The 19,686-nt window shown below is 50.4% G+C and carries 19 protein-coding genes; 15 read left to right on the forward strand and 4 right to left on the reverse strand.

Features of this window, described 5'->3' with window-relative positions:
• Positions 1–23: 23 nt before the first annotated feature.
• From puuR to cbdX, 12 genes are all read left to right on the forward strand, one after another.
• The gene (gene puuR, locus FDW97_RS12680) at positions 24–581 is read left to right on the forward strand and encodes an HTH-type transcriptional regulator PuuR (RefSeq protein WP_038637926.1); all 558 of its coding nucleotides are present in this window, start codon (positions 24–26) and stop codon (positions 579–581) included.
• A 138-nt stretch (positions 582–719) separates the two neighbouring features.
• Entirely contained in the window at positions 720–2,207 is a 1,488-nt protein-coding gene (gene puuC, locus FDW97_RS12685) for an aldehyde dehydrogenase PuuC (RefSeq protein WP_110498671.1), read from the forward strand.
• 2 nt (positions 2,208–2,209) lie between these two features.
• Complete coding sequence (locus tag FDW97_RS12690; RefSeq protein WP_038637921.1) at positions 2,210–3,490, forward strand: FAD-binding oxidoreductase; 1,281 nt, start codon at positions 2,210–2,212, stop codon at positions 3,488–3,490.
• A gap of 208 nt (positions 3,491–3,698) precedes the next feature.
• The gene (gene hyaA, locus FDW97_RS12695) at positions 3,699–4,826 is read left to right on the forward strand and encodes a hydrogenase 1 small subunit (RefSeq protein WP_071888112.1); all 1,128 of its coding nucleotides are present in this window, start codon (positions 3,699–3,701) and stop codon (positions 4,824–4,826) included.
• Positions 4,823–6,616 carry a Ni/Fe-hydrogenase large subunit gene (gene hyaB, locus FDW97_RS12700; protein WP_038637915.1) on the forward strand — a complete coding sequence of 598 codons (1,794 nt, stop codon included), beginning with the start codon at positions 4,823–4,825 and terminating at the stop codon, positions 6,614–6,616. Before hyaA ends, hyaB begins: the two co-directional genes overlap by 4 nt.
• Before the next feature lie 19 nt (positions 6,617–6,635).
• Complete coding sequence (gene hyaC / locus FDW97_RS12705; protein ID WP_069323888.1) at positions 6,636–7,370, forward strand: Ni/Fe-hydrogenase b-type cytochrome subunit; 735 nt, start codon at positions 6,636–6,638, stop codon at positions 7,368–7,370.
• On the forward strand, positions 7,367–7,948 hold the full coding sequence (gene hyaD, locus FDW97_RS12710) for a hydrogenase 1 maturation protease (RefSeq protein WP_085047689.1): 582 nt from the start codon (positions 7,367–7,369) through the stop codon (positions 7,946–7,948). The genes hyaC and hyaD overlap by 4 nt, the downstream gene beginning before the upstream one ends.
• A 5-nt stretch (positions 7,949–7,953) precedes the next feature.
• Positions 7,954–8,355 (forward strand): hydrogenase-1 operon protein HyaE, encoded by a 402-nt coding sequence (gene hyaE, locus FDW97_RS12715; protein ID WP_085047690.1) that lies wholly within the window; start codon positions 7,954–7,956, stop codon positions 8,353–8,355.
• Positions 8,355–9,212, forward strand: coding sequence for a hydrogenase expression/formation protein (locus FDW97_RS12720; protein WP_137351155.1), 858 nt, complete (start codon positions 8,355–8,357; stop codon positions 9,210–9,212). The genes hyaE and FDW97_RS12720 overlap by 1 nt, the downstream gene beginning before the upstream one ends.
• Positions 9,213–9,302: 90 nt before the next feature.
• Positions 9,303–10,847: a cytochrome bd-II oxidase subunit 1 gene (gene appC / locus FDW97_RS12725; protein ID WP_137351118.1), complete on the forward strand. Its 1,545-nt coding sequence runs from the start codon at positions 9,303–9,305 to the stop codon at positions 10,845–10,847.
• 11 nt (positions 10,848–10,858) lie between these two features.
• Entirely contained in the window at positions 10,859–11,995 is a 1,137-nt protein-coding gene (gene appB, locus FDW97_RS12730) for a cytochrome d ubiquinol oxidase subunit II (RefSeq protein ID WP_137351119.1), read from the forward strand.
• Between the two features lie 13 nt (positions 11,996–12,008).
• Positions 12,009–12,098, forward strand: a complete 90-nt coding sequence (cbdX, locus tag FDW97_RS12735; protein ID WP_069323885.1) for a cytochrome bd-II oxidase subunit CbdX — start codon at positions 12,009–12,011, stop codon at positions 12,096–12,098.
• Positions 12,099–12,181: 83 nt separating this feature from the next.
• Here the strand turns inward: cbdX and FDW97_RS12740 are convergent, their stop codons facing one another.
• The 4 genes from FDW97_RS12740 to FDW97_RS12755 all read right to left on the reverse strand — a co-directional run bounded on the left by FDW97_RS12740 (position 12,182) and on the right by FDW97_RS12755 (position 17,052).
• Complete coding sequence (locus tag FDW97_RS12740; RefSeq protein WP_137351120.1) at positions 12,182–13,135, reverse strand: fimbrial protein; 954 nt, start codon at positions 13,133–13,135, stop codon at positions 12,182–12,184.
• A 43-nt stretch (positions 13,136–13,178) separates the two neighbouring features.
• Positions 13,179–13,910, reverse strand: a complete 732-nt coding sequence (locus FDW97_RS12745) for a fimbria/pilus periplasmic chaperone (RefSeq protein WP_137351121.1) — start codon at positions 13,908–13,910, stop codon at positions 13,179–13,181.
• Positions 13,911–13,922: 12 nt separating this feature from the next.
• Positions 13,923–16,391: a fimbria/pilus outer membrane usher protein gene (locus FDW97_RS12750; protein ID WP_233638877.1), complete on the reverse strand. Its 2,469-nt coding sequence runs from the start codon at positions 16,389–16,391 to the stop codon at positions 13,923–13,925.
• Positions 16,392–16,461: 70 nt separating this feature from the next.
• Positions 16,462–17,052, reverse strand: coding sequence for a fimbrial protein (locus FDW97_RS12755; protein ID WP_085047696.1), 591 nt, complete (start codon positions 17,050–17,052; stop codon positions 16,462–16,464).
• A gap of 597 nt (positions 17,053–17,649) precedes the next feature.
• Between FDW97_RS12755 and FDW97_RS12760 the strand changes: the two genes are divergently transcribed.
• The 3 genes from FDW97_RS12760 to FDW97_RS12770 are packed head-to-tail and all read left to right on the forward strand — an operon-like array spanning position 17,650 to position 19,450.
• On the forward strand, positions 17,650–18,108 hold the full coding sequence (locus tag FDW97_RS12760; RefSeq protein WP_223229535.1) for a hypothetical protein: 459 nt from the start codon (positions 17,650–17,652) through the stop codon (positions 18,106–18,108).
• Between the two features lie 57 nt (positions 18,109–18,165).
• Positions 18,166–18,633 (forward strand): CaiF/GrlA family transcriptional regulator, encoded by a 468-nt coding sequence (locus tag FDW97_RS12765; protein ID WP_085047697.1) that lies wholly within the window; start codon positions 18,166–18,168, stop codon positions 18,631–18,633.
• The gene (locus FDW97_RS12770; protein WP_137351122.1) at positions 18,626–19,450 is read left to right on the forward strand and encodes a LuxR C-terminal-related transcriptional regulator; all 825 of its coding nucleotides are present in this window, start codon (positions 18,626–18,628) and stop codon (positions 19,448–19,450) included. The genes FDW97_RS12765 and FDW97_RS12770 overlap by 8 nt, the downstream gene beginning before the upstream one ends.
• The last annotated feature ends 236 nt before the right edge of the window (positions 19,451–19,686 follow it).

Genomic DNA, 19,686 nt, shown 5'->3' on the forward strand with positions numbered 1-19,686 from the left:
ACTACTGTTAAGGAAATGCAATTATGAGCGATGACGGCCTGGCGCCGGGTAAACGTTTGTCAGAGATCCGCCAGCAATTGGGTCTTTCGCAACGTCGTGCCGCCGAACTGTCTGGGTTGACGCATAGCGCCATCAGTACCATAGAGCAGGACAAAGTCAGTCCTGCCATCAGTACGCTGCAAAAGCTATTGAAAGTATATGGGCTGTCGCTCTCCGAGTTCTTCGCGGAACCGGAAAAGCCTGACGAACCGCAGGTGGTTATCAATCAGGATGATTTGATTGAGATCGGGAGTCAGGGAGTATCCATGAAGTTAGTTCACAACGGAAATCCGAATCGTACGCTGGCAATGATGTTTGAAACCTATCAGCCAGGCACGACAACCGGGGAGAGAATTAAACACCAGGGTGAAGAGATTGGGACAATACTGGAAGGTGAAGTCGTTTTGACCATCAACGGTCAAACGTATCATCTTGTTGCAGGGCAAAGTTATGCCATTAACACCGGCATTCCACACAGCTTCAGCAACACCTCGGCAGGGATCTGCCGCATTATCAGTGCCCACACTCCCACCACATTCTAATAAGTAGCGGCCTGAGTTTCTCAGGCCTTCTTAAATAACGCGCATTAACAGGGTAAATCCCTGGGGCATCGTGCAGCCTGATTTTGCCTGAAAAAGATCAGCAACGAACTTTATCTTATTGATATAAAAGGAGTAGCTATGAACTTTCAGAACCTTAAATATTGGCGTGAGAAAGCCAGTCATTATTCGCCGGAAACCCGTTTATTTATTAACGGCGAATATTGCGCCGCCGCCGATAACGAAACCTTTATTACTCAGGATCCGGCCGGCCAGCGCCCACTCGCCAAAGTCGCCCGCGGCAAAAAAGCGGATGTGGATCGTGCGGTCACCGCAGCCCGCGCCGTCTTTGAACGCGGTGACTGGTCGCAGGCAACACCCGCAGAGCGCAAGGCGGTTCTCCACAAGCTTGCAGATTTAATGGAGCAGCATCACGAGGAGCTGGCGCTACTGGAAACGCTCGACACCGGTAAACCGATTCGCCATAGCCTGCGTGATGATATTCCAGGCGCGGCGCGCGCCATTCGTTGGTACGCCGAAGCTATTGATAAAGTCTATGGCGAAGTTGCCACCACCTCGGTAAACGATCTGGCGCTGATTGTGCGCGAACCGGTGGGCGTAATCGCGGCTATCGTTCCGTGGAACTTTCCCCTGCTACTGGCCTGTTGGAAACTTGGCCCCGCGCTGGCCGCCGGTAACAGCGTGATCCTCAAACCCTCGGAGAAGTCCCCGCTGACCGCCATACGTCTTGCGGCACTGGCTAAAAAAGCGGGTTTGCCCGATGGCGTTCTCAGCGTGGTTAGCGGGTATGGTCATGAAGCGGGCCAGGCGTTGTCACAACATCCGGATGTCGATGTGATCACTTTTACTGGCTCAACCCGCACCGGCAAGCAACTGCTAAAAGATGCTGGCGACAGCAACATGAAACGCGTGTGGCTGGAAGCTGGCGGTAAAAGCGCCAACATCGTGTTTGCCGACTGCCCGGATCTAGCGAAAGCCGCCGCCACTGCCGCGGCAGGCATTTTCTACAACCAGGGTCAGGTCTGTATCGCCGGTACGCGTCTGCTGCTGGAAGAGAGTATTGCCGACGAATTTATCGCGCTGTTGAAAGAGCAGGCGAAAAACTGGCAGCCGGGCAACCCGCTCGATCCTGAAACCACGATGGGCACGCTTATCGACAATGCGCATGCCGACACCGTGGACACCTTTATTCGCGACGGTGAAACGCAAGGCACGCTGGCGCTGGATGGCCGCAGCCATGTTCATCCGGCGGCTATCGGCCCGACGATTTTTGTCAATACCGCGCCGCAAGCCCACGTCAGCCGCGATGAGATCTTCGGCCCGGTACTGGTCATCACCCGTTTTAGCAGCGAAGCCGAAGCCCTGGCGCTGGCCAACGACAGCGACTACGGCCTGGGCGCCGCGGTCTGGACCCGCGATTTGTCGCGCGCCCATCGCATGAGTCGTCGCCTGAAGGCCGGTTCAGTCTTCGTGAATAACTACAACGACGGTGATATGACCGTACCGTTCGGCGGTTATAAGCAAAGCGGAAACGGGCGCGATAAGTCCCTGCATGCCCTGGAAAAATTTAGCGAACTGAAAACCATTTGGATCTCCCTGGAGCCTTAATCATGACTGAACATACCAGCAGTTATTACGCCGCAAGCGCCAATCAGTACGAACCGTTTCCCACCCTTAGCGAATCAGTTAGCTGTGATGTCTGTGTCGTGGGCGGCGGCTATACCGGACTCTCCTCCGCCCTGCATTTAGCGGAAATGGGTTACGACGTGGTGCTACTGGAATCCGCACGAATTGGTTTTGGCGCCAGCGGACGCAACGGCGGCCAGTTGGTTAACTCTTACAGTCGCGATATTGATGTTATCGAACGCAGCTACGGCCCGGACGCCGCCAAAATGCTCGGCAGCATGATGTTTGAAGGCGGCGATATCATTCGCGAACGCATTAAACGTTATCAGATTGACTGCGATTATCGTCCTGGCGGGCTGTTTGTGGCGCTAAACCATAAGCAGATGGAAACGCTGGAAGAGCAGAAGTCGAACTGGGAACGCTACGGCAACACACAGCTTGAACTGTTAGACAGCAGCGAAATTCGCCGCGAAGTCAGTAGCGATCGCTATGTCGGCGCGCTGCTCGACCACAGCGGTGGCCATATTCATCCGCTCAATCTGGCGATTGGCGAAGCTAACGCCATTCGTCTGAACGGCGGACGCATCTTCGAACAGTCGCCGGTCACCCGTATTCAACACACCAGCCCGGCGGTGGTCAGCACGGAAAAAGGCCAGGTGACAGCCCGCTTTGTGATCGTCGCGGGCAACGCCTACCTCGGCGATAAACTGGAACCTGCGCTGGCCAAAAGCAGCATGCCGTGCGGCACCCAGGTGTTAACCACCGAACCGCTGTCCGCTGAAATGGCGCGTTCGCTGATCCCGAAAAACTACTGTGTGGAAGATTGTAACTACCTGCTGGATTACTACCGTCTGACCGGCGATAACCGCCTGCTGTACGGCGGCGGCGTGGTCTACGGCGCACGCGATCCGAACGATATTGAACGCCTGGTGATGCCGAATCTGCTGAAGACCTTCCCGCAATTGCGGGGGGTAAAAATTGATTACCGCTGGACCGGTAATTTCCTGTTGACGTTATCACGTATGCCGCAGTTCGGCCGTCTTGATACCAATATTTACTATATGCAGGGTTACAGCGGTCACGGCGTGACCTGTACCCATCTGGCTGGACGCCTGATTTCCGAACTGCTGCGCGGGGATGCCGAGCGCTTTGACGCATTCGCCAACCTGCCACACTACCCGTTCCCGGGAGGCCGCAGCCTGCGCATTCCGTTTACCGCCATGGGGGCGGCCTATTACAGCTTACGCGATCGCCTTGGGGTTTAAGTTCTTCCGCGATAAACCCGACGCACAGGGCGGTCTCCCCTGTGCGTTTTTTTATTCCCGGTCGGTGAAAAACAGATAACAGTCACGAATATATCGCTATAGGACATAACCACACTCTTCGCATTGTTTCTCTCCTCTAATCGGATACGCTTTTTTAGATATCGCTGGCGGCGTGCGCCAGAACTCAACGGGGGAAGAAACGCGTGTTATGAATACGAATAATGAGGAGACCTTTTATCAGGCGATGCGCCGGAAGGGAGTGAGCCGACGCAGTTTTCTTAAATATTGTAGCCTCGCCGCAACATCGCTGGGATTAGGGGCTGGAATGACGCCCCGAATAGCCTGGGCGTTGGAGAACAAACCCCGGATCCCGGTCGTCTGGATCCACGGGCTGGAATGTACCTGCTGTACCGAATCGTTTATTCGCTCCTCGCACCCACTCGCCAAAGACGTCATCCTCTCTCTGATTTCCCTCGATTACGACGACACGCTGATGGCCGCCGCCGGAACGCAGGCCGAAGAGGTATTTGAAGACATTCTGCGCCAGTACCACGGCCGCTACATTCTGGCGGTCGAAGGTAATCCTCCGCTGGGTGAACAAGGGATGTTCTGTATTAGCGGCGGAAAACCCTTTGTGGAAAAACTCAAACGCGCCGCCGCCGGAGCCAGCGCGATCATCGCCTGGGGCACCTGTGCCTCCTGGGGCTGCGTGCAGGCTGCCCGGCCTAACCCCACCCAGGCAACCCCAATCGATAAAGTGATCACCGATAAGCCGATCGTGAAAGTGCCCGGCTGCCCGCCGATTCCGGACGTCATGAGCGCCATCATCACCTACATGGTGACGTTTGACAGACTGCCTGAACTCGACCGTCTGGGGCGTCCGCTGATGTTCTACGGGCAGCGTATTCATGACAAATGTTACCGCCGCGCCCACTTTGACGCCGGGGAGTTCGTCGAAAGCTGGGACGATGATGCCGCCCGCAAAGGCTATTGCCTGTACAAAATGGGCTGTAAAGGGCCAACCACCTATAACGCCTGCTCCACCACCCGCTGGAATGGCGGCGTTTCCTTCCCCATCCAGTCCGGTCACGGTTGTCTGGGATGTTCAGAGAACGGCTTCTGGGATCGCGGTTCGTTCTACAGCCGCGTGGTTGATATTCCACAGATGGGAACGCATTCCACCGCCGATACCGTGGGCCTCACCGCGCTTGGCGTCGTGGCTGCCGGCGTCGGCGTCCACGCCGTCGCCAGCGCCGTCAACCAACACAACCGCCACAAACAGCAATTAGCCGACGCCAGACAGCAGTCGTCAGATAATGAGGATAAACAGGCATGAGCCATTCATATCAAACCCAGGGATATACCTTAAACAATGCCGGTCGCCGTCTGGTTGTGGATCCCATTACGCGTATTGAAGGTCATATGCGTTGTGAAGTGAACATTGATGAGCAGAACATCATCACCAACGCGGTTTCTTGCGGCACCATGTTCCGCGGACTGGAGATCATTCTTCAGGGTCGCGACCCGCGCGACGCATGGGCATTTGTCGAACGAATTTGCGGGGTGTGCACCGGCGTACATGCCCTTGCCTCTGTCTACGCCATTGAAGATGCCATTGGCATTAAGGTGCCCGACAATGCCAACATCATTCGCAATATTATGCTGGCCACGCTGTGGTGCCACGACCATCTGGTGCACTTTTACCAGTTAGCCGGAATGGACTGGATTGACGTGCTGAATGCTCTGAAAGCAGATCCTCGCGCCACATCGCAACTGGCGCAGAGTCTTTCTGCCTGGCCGATGTCCTCACCGGGCTACTTCTTTGACGTCCAAAATCGGCTGAAGAAATTTGTCGAAGGCGGTCAGTTGGGGATTTTCCGCAACGGTTATTGGGGCCATCCGCAGTACAAGCTATCGCCAGAGGCTAACCTGATGGGCTTTGCCCACTATCTGGAAGCGCTCGATTTTCAGCGCGAGATTATCAAAATCCATACGGTGTTTGGCGGTAAAAACCCCCATCCTAACTGGATTGTCGGGGGTATGCCGTGCGCTATCAATATCGATCAGAGTGGCGCAGTAGGCGCGGTCGATATGGAACGCCTGAACCTGGTGCAGTCGATCATCACCCGCACCGCTGACTTTATCAACAACGTGATGGTGCCTGACGCGCTGGCTATCGGTCAGTTCAATAAACCCTGGAGCCAGATTGGCACCGGGCTTTCTGATAAATGCGTTTTGAGCTACGGCGCGTTCCCGGATATCGCCAACGACTTCAGCGACAAAAGCCTGTTGATGCCTGGCGGCGCGGTGATTAACGGTGATTTTAACAACGTATTGCCTGTGGACCTCGCCGATCAGCAGCAAATTCAGGAGTTTGTCGATCACGCCTGGTACCGTTACCCGGACGATCAGTTGGGCCGCCACCCCTTCGAAGGCATTACCGAACCCTGGTATAACCCCGGCGATGTGAAAGGCAGCGATATTAATATCCAGCAACTTAACGAGCAGGAACGTTACTCGTGGATTAAAGCCCCGCGCTGGCGGGGACACGCCATGGAAGTTGGACCGTTAGCGCGTACGCTGATTGCCTATCACAAAGGGGATGCCGCGACGATTGAATCCGTGGATCGCATGATGTCCGCCCTCAAACTGCCGCTGTCGGGCATGCAGTCAACGCTGGGCCGAATTCTGTGCCGGGCGCACGAAGCGCAGTGGGCCGTGAGCAAGTTGCAATATTTCTTCGACAAGCTGATGACCAACCTGAAAAACGGCAACCTGGCGACGGCGAATACCGAAAAATGGGAGCCAGAAAGCTGGCCGCAGCACTGCCGCGGGATCGGTTTTACCGAGGCGCCGCGCGGGGCATTAGGCCACTGGGCATCGATTCGCGACCAGAAAATCGATCTGTATCAGTGCGTGGTGCCAACCACCTGGAATGCCAGCCCGCGCGATCCAAAGGGGCAAATTGGCGCTTACGAGGCGGCGCTGATGGGTACCCAAATGGCGATACCGGATCAACCACTGGAGATCCTGCGCACCTTGCACAGCTTCGACCCCTGCCTGGCATGTTCAACCCACGTGCTTGGCGACGACGGCAGCGAACTGATCGCAGTCCAGGTTCGCTAAGCGTTGAGGAAAAGGAACGATGACTGGAAAGATATCCCCACGCGTCGGGGAGGCGCGTGATACCGCCGTCAGCCACTATGTGTTTGAAGCGCCTGTTCGCTTGTGGCACTGGCTGACGGTAGGCTGCATGTTGGTTTTGATGGTGACCGGATACTTTATTGGCCGACCGCTGCCATCGGTCAGCGGCGAGGCCACCTATCTGTTCTATATGGGCGACATCCGGCTGGCGCATTTCGCCGCCGCCATGGTGTTCACGGTGATACTGCTGATGCGCGTTTACTGGGCCTTTGTCGGTAACCGTTATTCACGCGAGTTGTTTATCGTGCCGGTCTGGCGTCGCAGTTGGTGGCAGGGGGCGTTTTCGGTAGTGCGCTGGTATCTGTTTCTGGAAAAGAAACCAGGGGAGGATATCGGACATAACCCCGTTGCGCAGGCGGCGATGTTTGGCTATTTCCTGCTCTCTGTTTTTATGATCCTGACCGGTTTTGCCTTATACAGCGAGCATAGCCAGTACGCCATTTTCACTCCCTTCCGCTATGTGACGGAGTTTTTCTACTGGACCGGCGGCAACTCTCTCGATATTCACAGCTGGCACCGGCTAGGAATGTGGTTCATCGCCGCCTTCATCATAGGTCATGTGTACATGGCTATCCGCGAAGACATCATGTCCGACGATACCGTCATCTCGACCATGGTCAACGGCTATCGTAGCCACAAATTTGCCAAACGTCAGCGCGACAAGGAGGCGTCATGAGCGAACCGAACGTCATCGTGATGGGCTTGGGCAATCTGCTGTGGGCAGATGAAGGGTTTGGCATTCGCCTCGCGGAGCGCCTGTACGCCCACTATCACTGGCCAGAATGGGTAGAGATTGTCGATGGCGGCACCCAGGGGCTGAATCTGCTGGGCTATGTTGAACAGGCCAGCCATTTGCTGCTGCTGGACGCCATCGACTACGGACTCGCGCCGGGCACCCTGCAAACCTACGCCGGTGACAAAGTCCCCAGTTATCTCAGCGCCAAAAAAATGAGTCTGCACCAGAACAGCTTCTCCGAGGTGCTGGCGCTGGCAGATATTCGTGGCCATCTCCCCGCGCACATCGCTCTCGTGGGACTGCAGCCGGTACAACTGGACGACTATGGCGGCAGCCTGACCGACATCGCACGCGCTCAGCTCCCGGCGGCGGAACAAGCCGCGCTTACGCAGTTGGCCGCGTGGGGTATCGCGCCACAGAGAAACGAGGAAACGCGTTGCCTGAACTATGAATGCCTGTCGATGGAAAACTATGAAGGCGTGCGTATTCGCCAGTATCGCGTGACGCTGGAGGAATAAACAATATGTTAAATGACACCCCATTTTCTGCGTTATGGCAACGTATGCTGGCGCGTGGCTGGCAACCGCTGAGCGCGTCTGAACTGGATGGCTGGGTAACCCGCGTGGGCAATGGCGTGGTCCTGCTCAGCAGCGATCCCCGCCGCACGCCGGAAGTCAGCGACAACCCGGTCATGATTGCCGAGTTACTGCGCGAGTTTCCCCAGTTTGCCTGGCAAATAGCCATGGCCGACCTCGAACACAGCGAGGCGATCGGCGATCGTTTTAGCGTGTTCCGCTTCCCGGCCACACTGGTGTTTATCCACGGCGAGCTGCGCGGCATTCTCAGCGGCATCCACCCCTGGGCTGACCTGCTTAACCTGATGCGGCCCTTAGTTGAAGAACAGATACCGCCGGAGTCTGCATGATGAGCGATTCCTTTTTTCATCTGCTGGGTCCGGGTACGCAGCCGGGCGATGATAGCTTCAGCATGAATCCCTTGCCCCTCACCTGCCAGGTCAACTGCGACCCCAGCATGGCGATGCTGGAAAACTGCCCGCACAGCCCGGCGGTGATGGCATTGTTAGCCGATGTACGCCACCAGCTCGCCCGGAGAATTCCCGTCAGGCAGGAGGTGTTGAGATGGGATCTATCCACGCTCAACGCCGACGATCTCACGTTTTTGAATACGCTGCTCGGTGAAGGCGAAGTTTCAGCACGCATCCAGCATGCTGACGGCCGGGAAAGTGAAATTCAGGAGTCGATTTTCTGCGGCATCTGGCGAGTGCGTTGTCAGAATGACAAGGGCCAATGGGAGGAACATCTGGAAGCCGGTGGCGCGCCGCAGGCGCTGTGGCAGGCGGCAACACTCAATACGCTGCCGGACGATAGCCTGCTGCCTCCGCCCATCGCCGGGTTAATGAATGGCCTGACGCTGGCCCAGGAACTGCTGGCGCACCTGCGCGATCCGGCCACGCGTCCTCATAGCATTAACCTCACCCAACTGCCTGTTAGCGACGCGGATCGCCGATTCCTCGCCAATCTGTGCGGCGAAGGGCACATTCAGATCCGCACCATCGGCTACGGCGAGAGCCAAATCGACGCCACGGCGCTGCGCCATGTCTGGCATGTGCGCTGTCTGGATACCCTGAAAGGGCTTTTGCTCGAGAGTTATGAGATCTGTCCATTACCGGAACTGGTACTGGCTGCGCCGGAAGATCTGCTCGACTCGCTCGAGCGCCTGGATGAAGTCTGCGCCTGGCTGGCATCCGGCCCGCCTGCCTGACTCCCCTCTATAAGACCCGCGTACTTTTCTGCTGCGGGTCTGACGTTTTCTTCTTTATCTATTCACTCTCTAATGCCTGATGGAGTTCGCATGTGGGACGTCATTGACTTATCGCGCTGGCAGTTTGCGCTGACCGCGCTGTACCATTTTCTGTTTGTTCCCCTGACGCTGGGGCTGATATTTTTGCTGGCCATCATGGAAACCCTGTTCGTGGTGACCGGCAAAACCATCTACCGCGACATGACCCGTTTCTGGGGAAAATTATTCGGTATTAACTTTGCGCTCGGCGTGGCTACCGGCCTGACCATGGAGTTTCAGTTCGGCACTAACTGGTCGCTCTATTCCAACTATGTGGGCGATATTTTCGGCGCCCCGTTGGCGATGGAAGCCCTGATGGCTTTCTTTCTTGAATCCACCTTCGTCGGGCTGTTCTTCTTCGGCTGGCAGCGTTTAAACAAGTACCAGCACTTACTGGTGACCTGGCTGGTCGCGTTTGGATCCAATATCTCGGCGCTGTGGATCCTCAACGCTAACGGCTGGATGCAATATCCGACCGGTGCTCACTTTAATATCGATACCCTGCGTATGGAGATGAGCAGTTTTAGCGAACTGGTCTTTAACCCTGTCAGCCAGGTGAAATTTGTCCATACCGTGATGTCCGGTTATGTCACGGGTGCCGTGTTTGTGATGTCCATCAGCGCCTGGTATCTGCTGCGTGGTCGCAATCGCGAGTTTGCCCTGCGCTCCTTCGCGGTGGGTTCCGTTTTTGGCACGCTGGCTATCCTCGGCACCCTGCAACTGGGTGACAGTTCAGCCTATGAGGTCGCCCGGCTCCAGCCGGTAAAACTGGCGGCAATGGAAGGAGAATGGCACACCGAGCCCGCCCCCGCTCCTTTTCATGTCATCGCCTGGCCGCAGCAGGAACAAGAGCGTAACGCCTTTTCCGTGAAGATACCGGCCCTGCTGGGTATCCTGGCGACCCACTCGTTAGATACCCCGGTTCCGGGACTCAAAAATCTGATGGCGGACGCGCTCCCCCGCCTGCAGCGGGGCCGGGAAGCGTGGTTATTGTTGCAGGAAATCGCCAACGGTAACCGCACGCCTCAGGTGCTGAAGGCTTTCCACGCCGTAGAAAATGATCTGGGTTACGGCATCCTGTTGGCGAACTACGCGCCTGATATGAACCACGTTACGCCCGCGCAATATCAAGCCGCGCAACGCGGCGCCATCCCGCAGGTGGCCCCCGTGTTCTGGAGCTTTCGCATCATGATTGGATGCGGTTCTCTGCTGCTGCTGGTGATGGCGATTGCGCTGATACAAACCTTACGCTGGCGTATCGACCAGCATCGCTGGGTACTGCGCATGACGCTATGGAGTCTGCCGCTACCGTGGATTGCCATTGAAGCAGGCTGGTTTATGACGGAGTTTGGCCGTCAGCCGTGGGCGATTCAGGATATTTTACCCACCTGGTACGCCCACTCCGCGCTGAGCGCGAGCCAGTTGGCCTTCTCCATGGGGCTTATCCTTACGCTTTACACCCTGTTTTTAATTGCAGAGGTCTACCTGATGCAAAAATACGCGCGTCTGGGTCCAGATACGATGCGGGACCAACAACCGGCGCAACAACAGGGATAAAGGAGATAATCATGTTGGATTATGCAACGCTGCGGCTCATTTGGTGGCTGCTAATTGGCATCATTCTGGTGGCCTTTATGGTCACTGACGGATTTGATATGGGGGTCGGCTGCCTGTTGCCGCTGATCGCGCGTAACGATGACGAACGCCGGGTATTAATCAATAGCGTCGGGGCGCACTGGGAAGGTAATCAGGTGTGGCTCATTCTGGCGGGCGGCGCATTATTCGCCGCCTGGCCACGCGTCTATGCCGCCGCTTTTTCGGGATTTTATGTGGCGATGATTCTGGTGCTATGCGCCCTTTTCTTTCGCCCGTTGGCTTTTGACTATCGCGGTAAAATAGCCAACGCGCGCTGGCGCAGAATATGGGACACCGGGTTGGTTATCGGCAGTCTGGTTCCGCCTGTTATTTTCGGCATTGCGTTCGGCAACCTGTTTTTGGGCGTGCCTTTTATCCTTACGCCGCAACTGCATGTGCAATACCTGGGCACCTTCTGGCAGTTACTCTCTCCCTTTGCCCTGTTGTGCGGCGCGTTAAGCTTGATGCTGGTTATTCTGCAAGGGGGCGTGTGGCTCCAGTTAAAAACCGATGGCATCGTTCGCCAACGCGCGCTGTCCGCCACCCGCCGCAGCGCAATGCTGGTGGTACTCTGCTTTCTGTTAGCCGGTTACTGGCTGTGGACAGGAATTGATGGTTTTGTGCTGCTTAGCCAGGATCCTAATGGTCCTTCCAACCCGCTATTAAAAGCGGTAACAACCTCGCCGGGCACGTGGATGGCGCACTTTTATCAGTCACCACTGCTGTTGATTATTCCGCTAGCTGGCATGATTTTCCCAATGCTCACGATCTATGCCTGCGGGCAACGTCGGGCCGTGTGGGGATTTTTGTGCGCTTCCCTGACCCAGGCCTGCGTGATCTTCACCGCCGGAATCACCCTGTTTCCGTTTGTGATGCCTTCAAGCGTGCAACCCCTGTCCAGCCTGACGGTGTGGGACAGTACCTCCAGCCAGATGACGCTCAGTATCATGTTGGTTATTGTGCTGATTTTTCTACCGATAGTGCTGCTTTATACCGCCTGGAGTTATTACAAGATGCTGGGGCGAATCAAGGTAGAAACGATCCGCCGCCACAACCACGAACTTTACTAGGGAGGAATGCACAATGTGGTATCTGTTTTGGCTGGTCGGCATTCTGCTGATGTGCGCGTTCTCCACGCTGGCGCTGGTCTGGCTTGAGTCGCGGCAGAAGTAGTTTTGCAACAGGAGGGAGTGTCATACTGCCTCCTGTTATATTTATGGTACTCATTGCGTATTCTGAGCCAGATGTCTGGAATCTCAGTAAAAATTGAGCCTTACCACTACGTCCGCACTAAAAGGTCCTGTCTTAACGTCCTGACCCGATATCTTTTGTAAATTCGCGGTGAAATAATTCTTCAGGATTGAGTCTACCTTTACATCATCAATCTTCCATGCGGTATTAAACGGAATATATTTTCCAGATGTATCTGAAATAGATAATCCTAACCCGTTATTTAAGTTAAGAGATCCATCAGCATTAATCCCTGGAGCTGCTGGTTCAAAGTACATATTGATACCAAATGGCGCGCTGACCGCAATGGTACAGCCTTTACTCTTCTGAATTAACGTTGTGAATTTCCTTTGCAGCTTCATTCCCTTTTCCATATCGCTGATTTTAACTGCACCAAAGTCAATGGTGTTGGGAGAGACAGCTACCTCCATCGTACAAGGTATAAAAGTAATGTCTGGTGTTGAGATTGATATTATCGATCTTTGAAGAAAATAATTATTATCAACAAGAAAATATATTGATTGGAAAGAACCGTTCAATAATGTTCCTTCAGGAGGTACTTTTCCTTTTGATGAATCTACTTTTATTTCCACCCAGACTGAGAGATTTTTTTTAAAGCTATTTCCCGTTGCCGTAGTAAAACCGATCACATTTTCTTGTTGACGATCATAAGGCTTACCGTCAATGTATATTGTTGTTGCAATTCCATTTTTTATTGACAGATAAGAATTAAAATCAGATGTAGTTACTGCGGTAACGAATTGCCCATAAGTCTCACCTTCACAACTCAGATTAATAGATGTCTTCGGCGATGTGTAAAGTACTGTGCCATTTGGTGTATCAGCCGGAATGGACATCTGTGGCACACTAAGAAAAATATTTTGAGCTGAACCATTGAACTGACACCCTGCTGCATAAGCAAACGACAATGGTAAATATCCACTGCTGAAAACTAATAAAAACAACGCAAGTCTTGGCATTTCCCCCCCTCCAAAAAGTTGTGCATACCCATTTAATTTAAGTTTACTTCCCTTCAAAAACACACAGCATTTCCGCACAGCGATACGGATTTATGTTAAGCCCGCCAAAGTCATCTATATATCCTACATTCAATGAGTTACCACCAAATTTAACGTTAAAATCCAACGAGGAGAGTGGTGCTATCATAATACTGTCAAAACCAGGGAAGCTCCCTTTATTATCAGCACCTAAATACCCTAAGGTAATATAGTAGGGCGTCGGATTATTAAGCACCAGCTTACCATTTTGACGTGTTACCGTAACTTTTTCCTCTACGCGGTCGCTGGCTTTTTTCTTTATGCCGTCAGGACGATAAAATAACTTCAAACGACTCTGCAGGGCGATTTGCAGCACATTTTCCTTGTCGCTTTTCGGCGGAATTTCCCGGACGTTAAAGTAGAAAAGTGTCTCCCGGTCTTTAGCCAGAGAGGCAATAGCGGGTAATGCCATAATTCTGACCTGCGTTTTTTTCCCCGCATCAATTCGCTGTAAAGGTGGTAATGCCAGTAAATATGATTCTGAGCGTTTTCCATTGGCATCATCGATCCATGACTGTGCCAGATAAGGCTGTGTTTTACTTTGATTAGTTAACGTGACTGCCAGTGATTTATCAGAACCATCCATGATGATTCGGGTCCTGTCAATATTTACAGCCGCATTAGTAGTCCCTGCTCTTACCAGTAAAAGACCAACAGCAAGCGATGCCAAAAGTTTATAAACACGTTTAGATAACACAACTCATCTCCATTAATGGCAGGGTAATAACAATACGCCCGATGTCAGGTCCGAATGTTCAGGAAGCTGTAATTTGCACTGCCCCTGTGACCAGGCGACGCTGACATTATTGCGATCTTCATGGCTGATACCGGAAAGGTAGGTAAAACCCTGATCACCGATAATGCCCAGTACCCTACCTTTCTGGTTTTTTACCTGTGTACCGAGCGGTGGAAACGAACCATCAGCCAGTCGTATAGTTCCAATCAACTGACCGCCTTTCGTAGCCATAATCTTCTTATATCCGATGGCCCCTTCAGTCAGCACTTTACTAATGACATTACCCGACACGTTAACATCTGTAGGCAGGGCGGTAATATCAACAGCAATGTCTGAGCGTTCATAGCTTGAACCAGCCGGTACCACCGCAATACCAAAGCGGTTTGTCGTACCGTTATCATTATCAACAGGCACCCCCGCCACATCTCCGGTATCAATCATCAACCGCGGCTCATTTCCCGCCATATTTTGATGAAGCGCAGCGCCATAACGCGTAGCCGTGAAAGAGCCATACCAGTTCAGGGATAAGCTCTTATATTGCTGGCTCAGCATACTGAAGTTCGCATTACCCTGACCGTATGGCGTCATTGTTTGAATATTTCCGTTCAGTGACGTACCGTCCTGCTGCCCTTCATCATGCTGTTGACCGACCCCCAGGCTCCAGGAGGTTTTATTCGATGGCCGGTTATAGAGGGTTGCGGTCTGATTCAAACGTCCATTGCTATCATGCTGGATGCTGTAGCTGACCTGCCGTTGTGTATCCCAGGGCAAGGTTAGTGAAAGATAAATTTGATTATCCTGTTCATTACGTAATGTGCGATTTCGTCCCAAAGAAAGTGAAGCGGTTGCTCCCTGAAAAGGACCTAGGTTAAAGATCTTATTCAATGAAGCGGTGTAGTTCTCACTGACATTACTGTTCCAGTAATTCTGATGACTCACGGAGAACAGAGCATTGAGCCCGAGTGAGCTGATGGATTGGTTAAACGTAAGTACATAGCTCTGTTTTTCGGACAGTGACGAGCCATAGCCATTCGAGCGGTCTATATACTGGCTCATCGTCATAAAGCTTTTTTCAGAAAAACGGTACCCGGCAAATGCGATTGTACTACCCGTTTTATCGAAGGTTTTGGCGTAATTAAAACGATAGCTGTAACCCGTTTGCTGAGACTCGTTTTGTATCTTTGCTACAGACTGCGTGACATCAAATGACGCGGCACCAAATACCCCCATATTTTCGCCGATCCCCAGTGCCAGTGCGCGATAATCACCATCACTAGCAATAAAGCCGCCATAAAGGGATGTATTGTTAAATGCTCCCCACGTCATCTCGCCGGTTGAGAAAAACGGCTCGACGGTGTGGCTGCTGCCAGCGTAGATCAGCGGTTTACCTGCCGCGGTTTTAAACTGAACGTTTCCTTTTCGGGTAAGAAACGGAACGCTGGCTGTATTCACCTGCCAGGTATGTACCTGCCCATTGTCTTCCCGAACGGTAACATCGAGATTTCCACGGACCGTTTCACTTAATCCAGGCACAACGAATGGACCCGCTGGTACCTGAGACTGCCAGAGAATACGCCCATTCTGGGATACAGTGACCTGGGCATGGGTTTGTGCTATTCCGGTTATCTGTGGCGCATAACCACGTAACGACGGGGGCAGCATACGTTCATCGCTGGTAAGTGACACTCCGCTAAAACGGAACGTATCAAAAATATCGGAGTTCAGATATGTTTGCCCCATCACCAGTCTGGCCTGGAGAGAAGGAACAGGACGAAAGAGGTATGTTTGCGGGAAAGTCAGTGATGACTCATTTTCCCCACTTCCCCTGGTTGTGGTGTACTGGTAATCAGAACGTAAGCGCCATGCGCCAAAATTCAATCCTGACGTACCGTATAAGCTGTAATTGCTACTTACATCTCCTTGATGTGGCATATAGCGGTTGCCAAGCAGGTTATAGTCAAAAATAAAACCGTTGACACCGTCCTCCCACTGGGATGGCGGAGACCATTCATCATCCTGATATAAAAGGTAGGCCTGCGGCACCGTCACAGATAGAGTCTGGTTATCAGGAGAATAAACGACACTGCTGTCGGAGGCAGTAAGATTGACACACTGTGTTCCAGGGTAAAAGGACAGATTATTTTTGACTTCATTTTTGAACGCTATCAGTCCAATCAATGACGGAGTCAAACAGGCAAAGCTGTTACTTTTATCATCATTTAAATAAAAATTAACAATCTGTTGCTCTTTAATCGTTCGGCCATTAAGGACAATATCTAAAATATATTCACCAGGCGCAATATAACCTTGTTGAGAATAAGCTGACAAATCGACATTCTTCTTATTATCAGCATCTAAAAGATGAGTATTAAACTCAACACTCCGTGCATTCACCACAGGAAAATAGATAGCCAGAAGCAATGCGAGATATGCAGGTCTAATACTCATATACAATAATCTTATATCTATTATTTAGAATAAATGTCTTGTCTGGATTTTGTATCGATAGAGATTACTTGTAATTCAATGCATAAGTAACATCAGCAGCAACTGTCCCCGTTACAACAGCCTGACCATTTTTTTCCAGACGCGCACCGAATTTCAGTAAATTATCGCCAGATGTCAGGCCATGCTCAGCCGAAGTAGCATTCGCTAATAGTGGAACATTTCCCGCCATAGTATCCATCAGACGAATACCTACGCCCTGGGCGGTACCCGTGTTTGCATACAACTCGGCATTGTTAGCATCTGCAGATCCTGCAAACTGAACGGTGACTTTAGAGAATGAAGGATAGTCGACGGTACCAGTACCGCTGCTTACGCCCGTATGTGCAGTTAGATCACAGTTTTGCAGATGAATTGTGATTGGCTGTGTGAGAGAATAACCAGCACCAGCTTCTAAAACTTTGTTGGCAACCTGACCTAATGGAACGTCTATATCCTCGTCTCCCGGAGCAATACTGCATGGAGAGTTAATCACGCTTCCCGTAAAGTGCAGGGTACCATGTCCATAATCAGCACCAACTGGGGCCGCTGCCCATGCACCATTTACCATACTGCCAGCAACGCAGGCCGATAAGATTAACTTGTTTACTTTATTCATTTTTCAGTCCGTTCATTTAGGCAATTTAGACAGATAAAACCCGACATACTGTTCTGCTTATCGGTCAACAGGGAGCGTAGTTCAGTTTGTGAAAAACCTGGCTATCAACCAACCGTCACTTCCTAGCATTGCTAAAAAGCCTAATCATTTTTTATATAATGTTTACAACAAGTAAAATCGATCTTTACGATCGACAATAACGAGTAAAGTGCTAAGCATCACGTCAGAAATCAATAAAAAATAAACAAAATACAGTTACAAAACAATGACATAGGAAAAATCATCATATTTCCTTTAATACACTATCTATCTCTATTACTGATGAAACCAGCCATTACAGCCTTGGCTAAAAAACTACAGACACAGTAACCCACCCATGCAGAGGCCTTTTGTGACGGGATTTCTATGACTAAATTATTTGTAAGAATCACTGGAGCCTGTATCTATCTTTTTGATGTATATTGCCTATCTTATCGATTGATATTTTTTGCTTTTACCGATTGATATTTTTTGCTTTTAATATTATCCACACTGTTATCAGGACAATTTATGGAAAAAACATTTTAATTTTTAATGCACACGGTTCATGGTGTACTGATGAATAATATCCAACAGAAACAGCTGGAAACGTTTTGGGCAGAAGTATTACATCGTTCAAAAATGCAATTAAGCGATATGAATGTTGGCAAATTCAATCAGTGGAGAAAAATTATTGGTGACAGAAAAATAAATCGATTATTAAAGCTAATGGAAGTATTACTCTCTCCAGATAATAATAAATTTGAAATTAAATTGATTATTGATTTAATTAATAATCAATTTAATGGACAACTTCTTTTTAGTTGCTTTAGAACAAGTGGCAGGATAATAGTAAAAGAAGGTATGAAGGGTGACATCTATTGCATGCCAGTTTTGTACGTTATTATTCGCCATTTAATTGATAGCATAAGTACAGACACAACAGAACATAGCGAACAAAACCTGGACATTGACTTAAAACAAATGTTTACATCCAACCCCATTAATATAACCCTACCCAAAAATCAGTCAATATAAAAACTTAACAAATTATAACGTTTTAAACACTCTCGCTGTCTTAAATAGGATAATAGCATGAAAAACGAATCACTCAGAAATAAAAACTATCACAATGCAATTATACCTGACAGCGTTTCACAATACTCAAAGCAACCACTATACATAATTATTGCTCTATGGTGTCAGCAACAAAAAAAATGGGTGAATCGCAACGACATTGCTAAGGCTTTTGCGATGCCTAAACGAAGGGCCTCTTTCCAGTTATCATATATAATAAGTCGCCCTAACTCTATTCATTTTCGATCACGACAGCAGATACAGCCAGGAATGCGCCATCCATGTAATGAAATATGGGTGGAACGCGTCATAATCGAATCAGTGAAGAACAAGATAAAAAAGTCGCCCCCATCAAATGCAAAACCCCGGAGAACTATTATGGGATCTTATCGTTCACGAGTTGGGAATGGTATGTCGGGTAACAACGATATATGGCATACCCTTGTCATAATGCGGAATACAAAAATGGGGGGAGAAGATGAATAATATTAGCTATAGCGAATTTCTGATCGTATATGCACTACAATGGCCTGAAACTTATGCAATCGAGGAGTTGTATAGCCAGCTATTTCCCGATACCCAGATTAAGACCTGCTTCTCACCACAATCACTCGTAGAATTATTGGAGGTGTATACCACTGCGCCAGTAATTCTTGGAATACTTCCACATGAGAGTATTCTGTTATTATCCAGATTATCTCCTCATCTACAGCAACGACGAATACTATTTTTCGGTCAAAAATTTAACTATGCCGATCGCGTAGTTCCATTCTATTTTGTCCCTACAGATATTGAATTTATTGAATATATGCATAAAACACCAAAACAAATCATCACGATGTTATCAAGCCTTATCATTTCAAAAATTGATAGCTCTGATATTATTAAAAAATATCGTCACCCTATTCCATCAAATACTGATGATTTAATTTATCATGTCAATAGCTATATTTACCAGACTCTTTCAAATTATGGAATAGGAAAGCAACCGAGAAGAGTATTACTCTTGCTGGCATGTGGTTTATCAGTGAAAAAAATTGCGCAAATATTAAGCATTAATATAAAAACAGTAAGTTTATATAAACTCAAAGGATTCCATCATTTAGGAATGGGAACAAGTAGCTATGATGTTTATCGTGGTGTTTTTGTGAAATCTATATTACAACAATACAAACCAGATGATAAACGCAATCAAAAAAAGGAGCTTCCAGCTAACCGCGCCAAAAAAGAAGATAGCCGAAATCTACTATTTCTTATTCAGATGCTTGATCATGAGATTGACATAGGTGAGCATTTTCAGTGAAAACCCTCATTTCAGTCGAAATGGTACTCCCCTGAAGGCTATATTGGGGAGTCGCCTTTAAATGACCTCAAACCTGCTCCTTTCCATCAGCTCACCAGGACGTTTAATCTGCCGTCTCAGGTTATCGAAATTACGCTCATTGAGCCACATATCGTAGGCCGGTCGCGGTGTCAGGTACTCACCATCAATGCCTCGGTTCTGTCTGTTCTTGCATGTTTTTTACATCATCCAGGAAG

Source organism: Citrobacter sp. wls708 (assembly GCF_005281255.1).
In the GTDB taxonomy this organism is placed as follows: Bacteria; Pseudomonadota; Gammaproteobacteria; order Enterobacterales; family Enterobacteriaceae; genus Citrobacter; species Citrobacter werkmanii.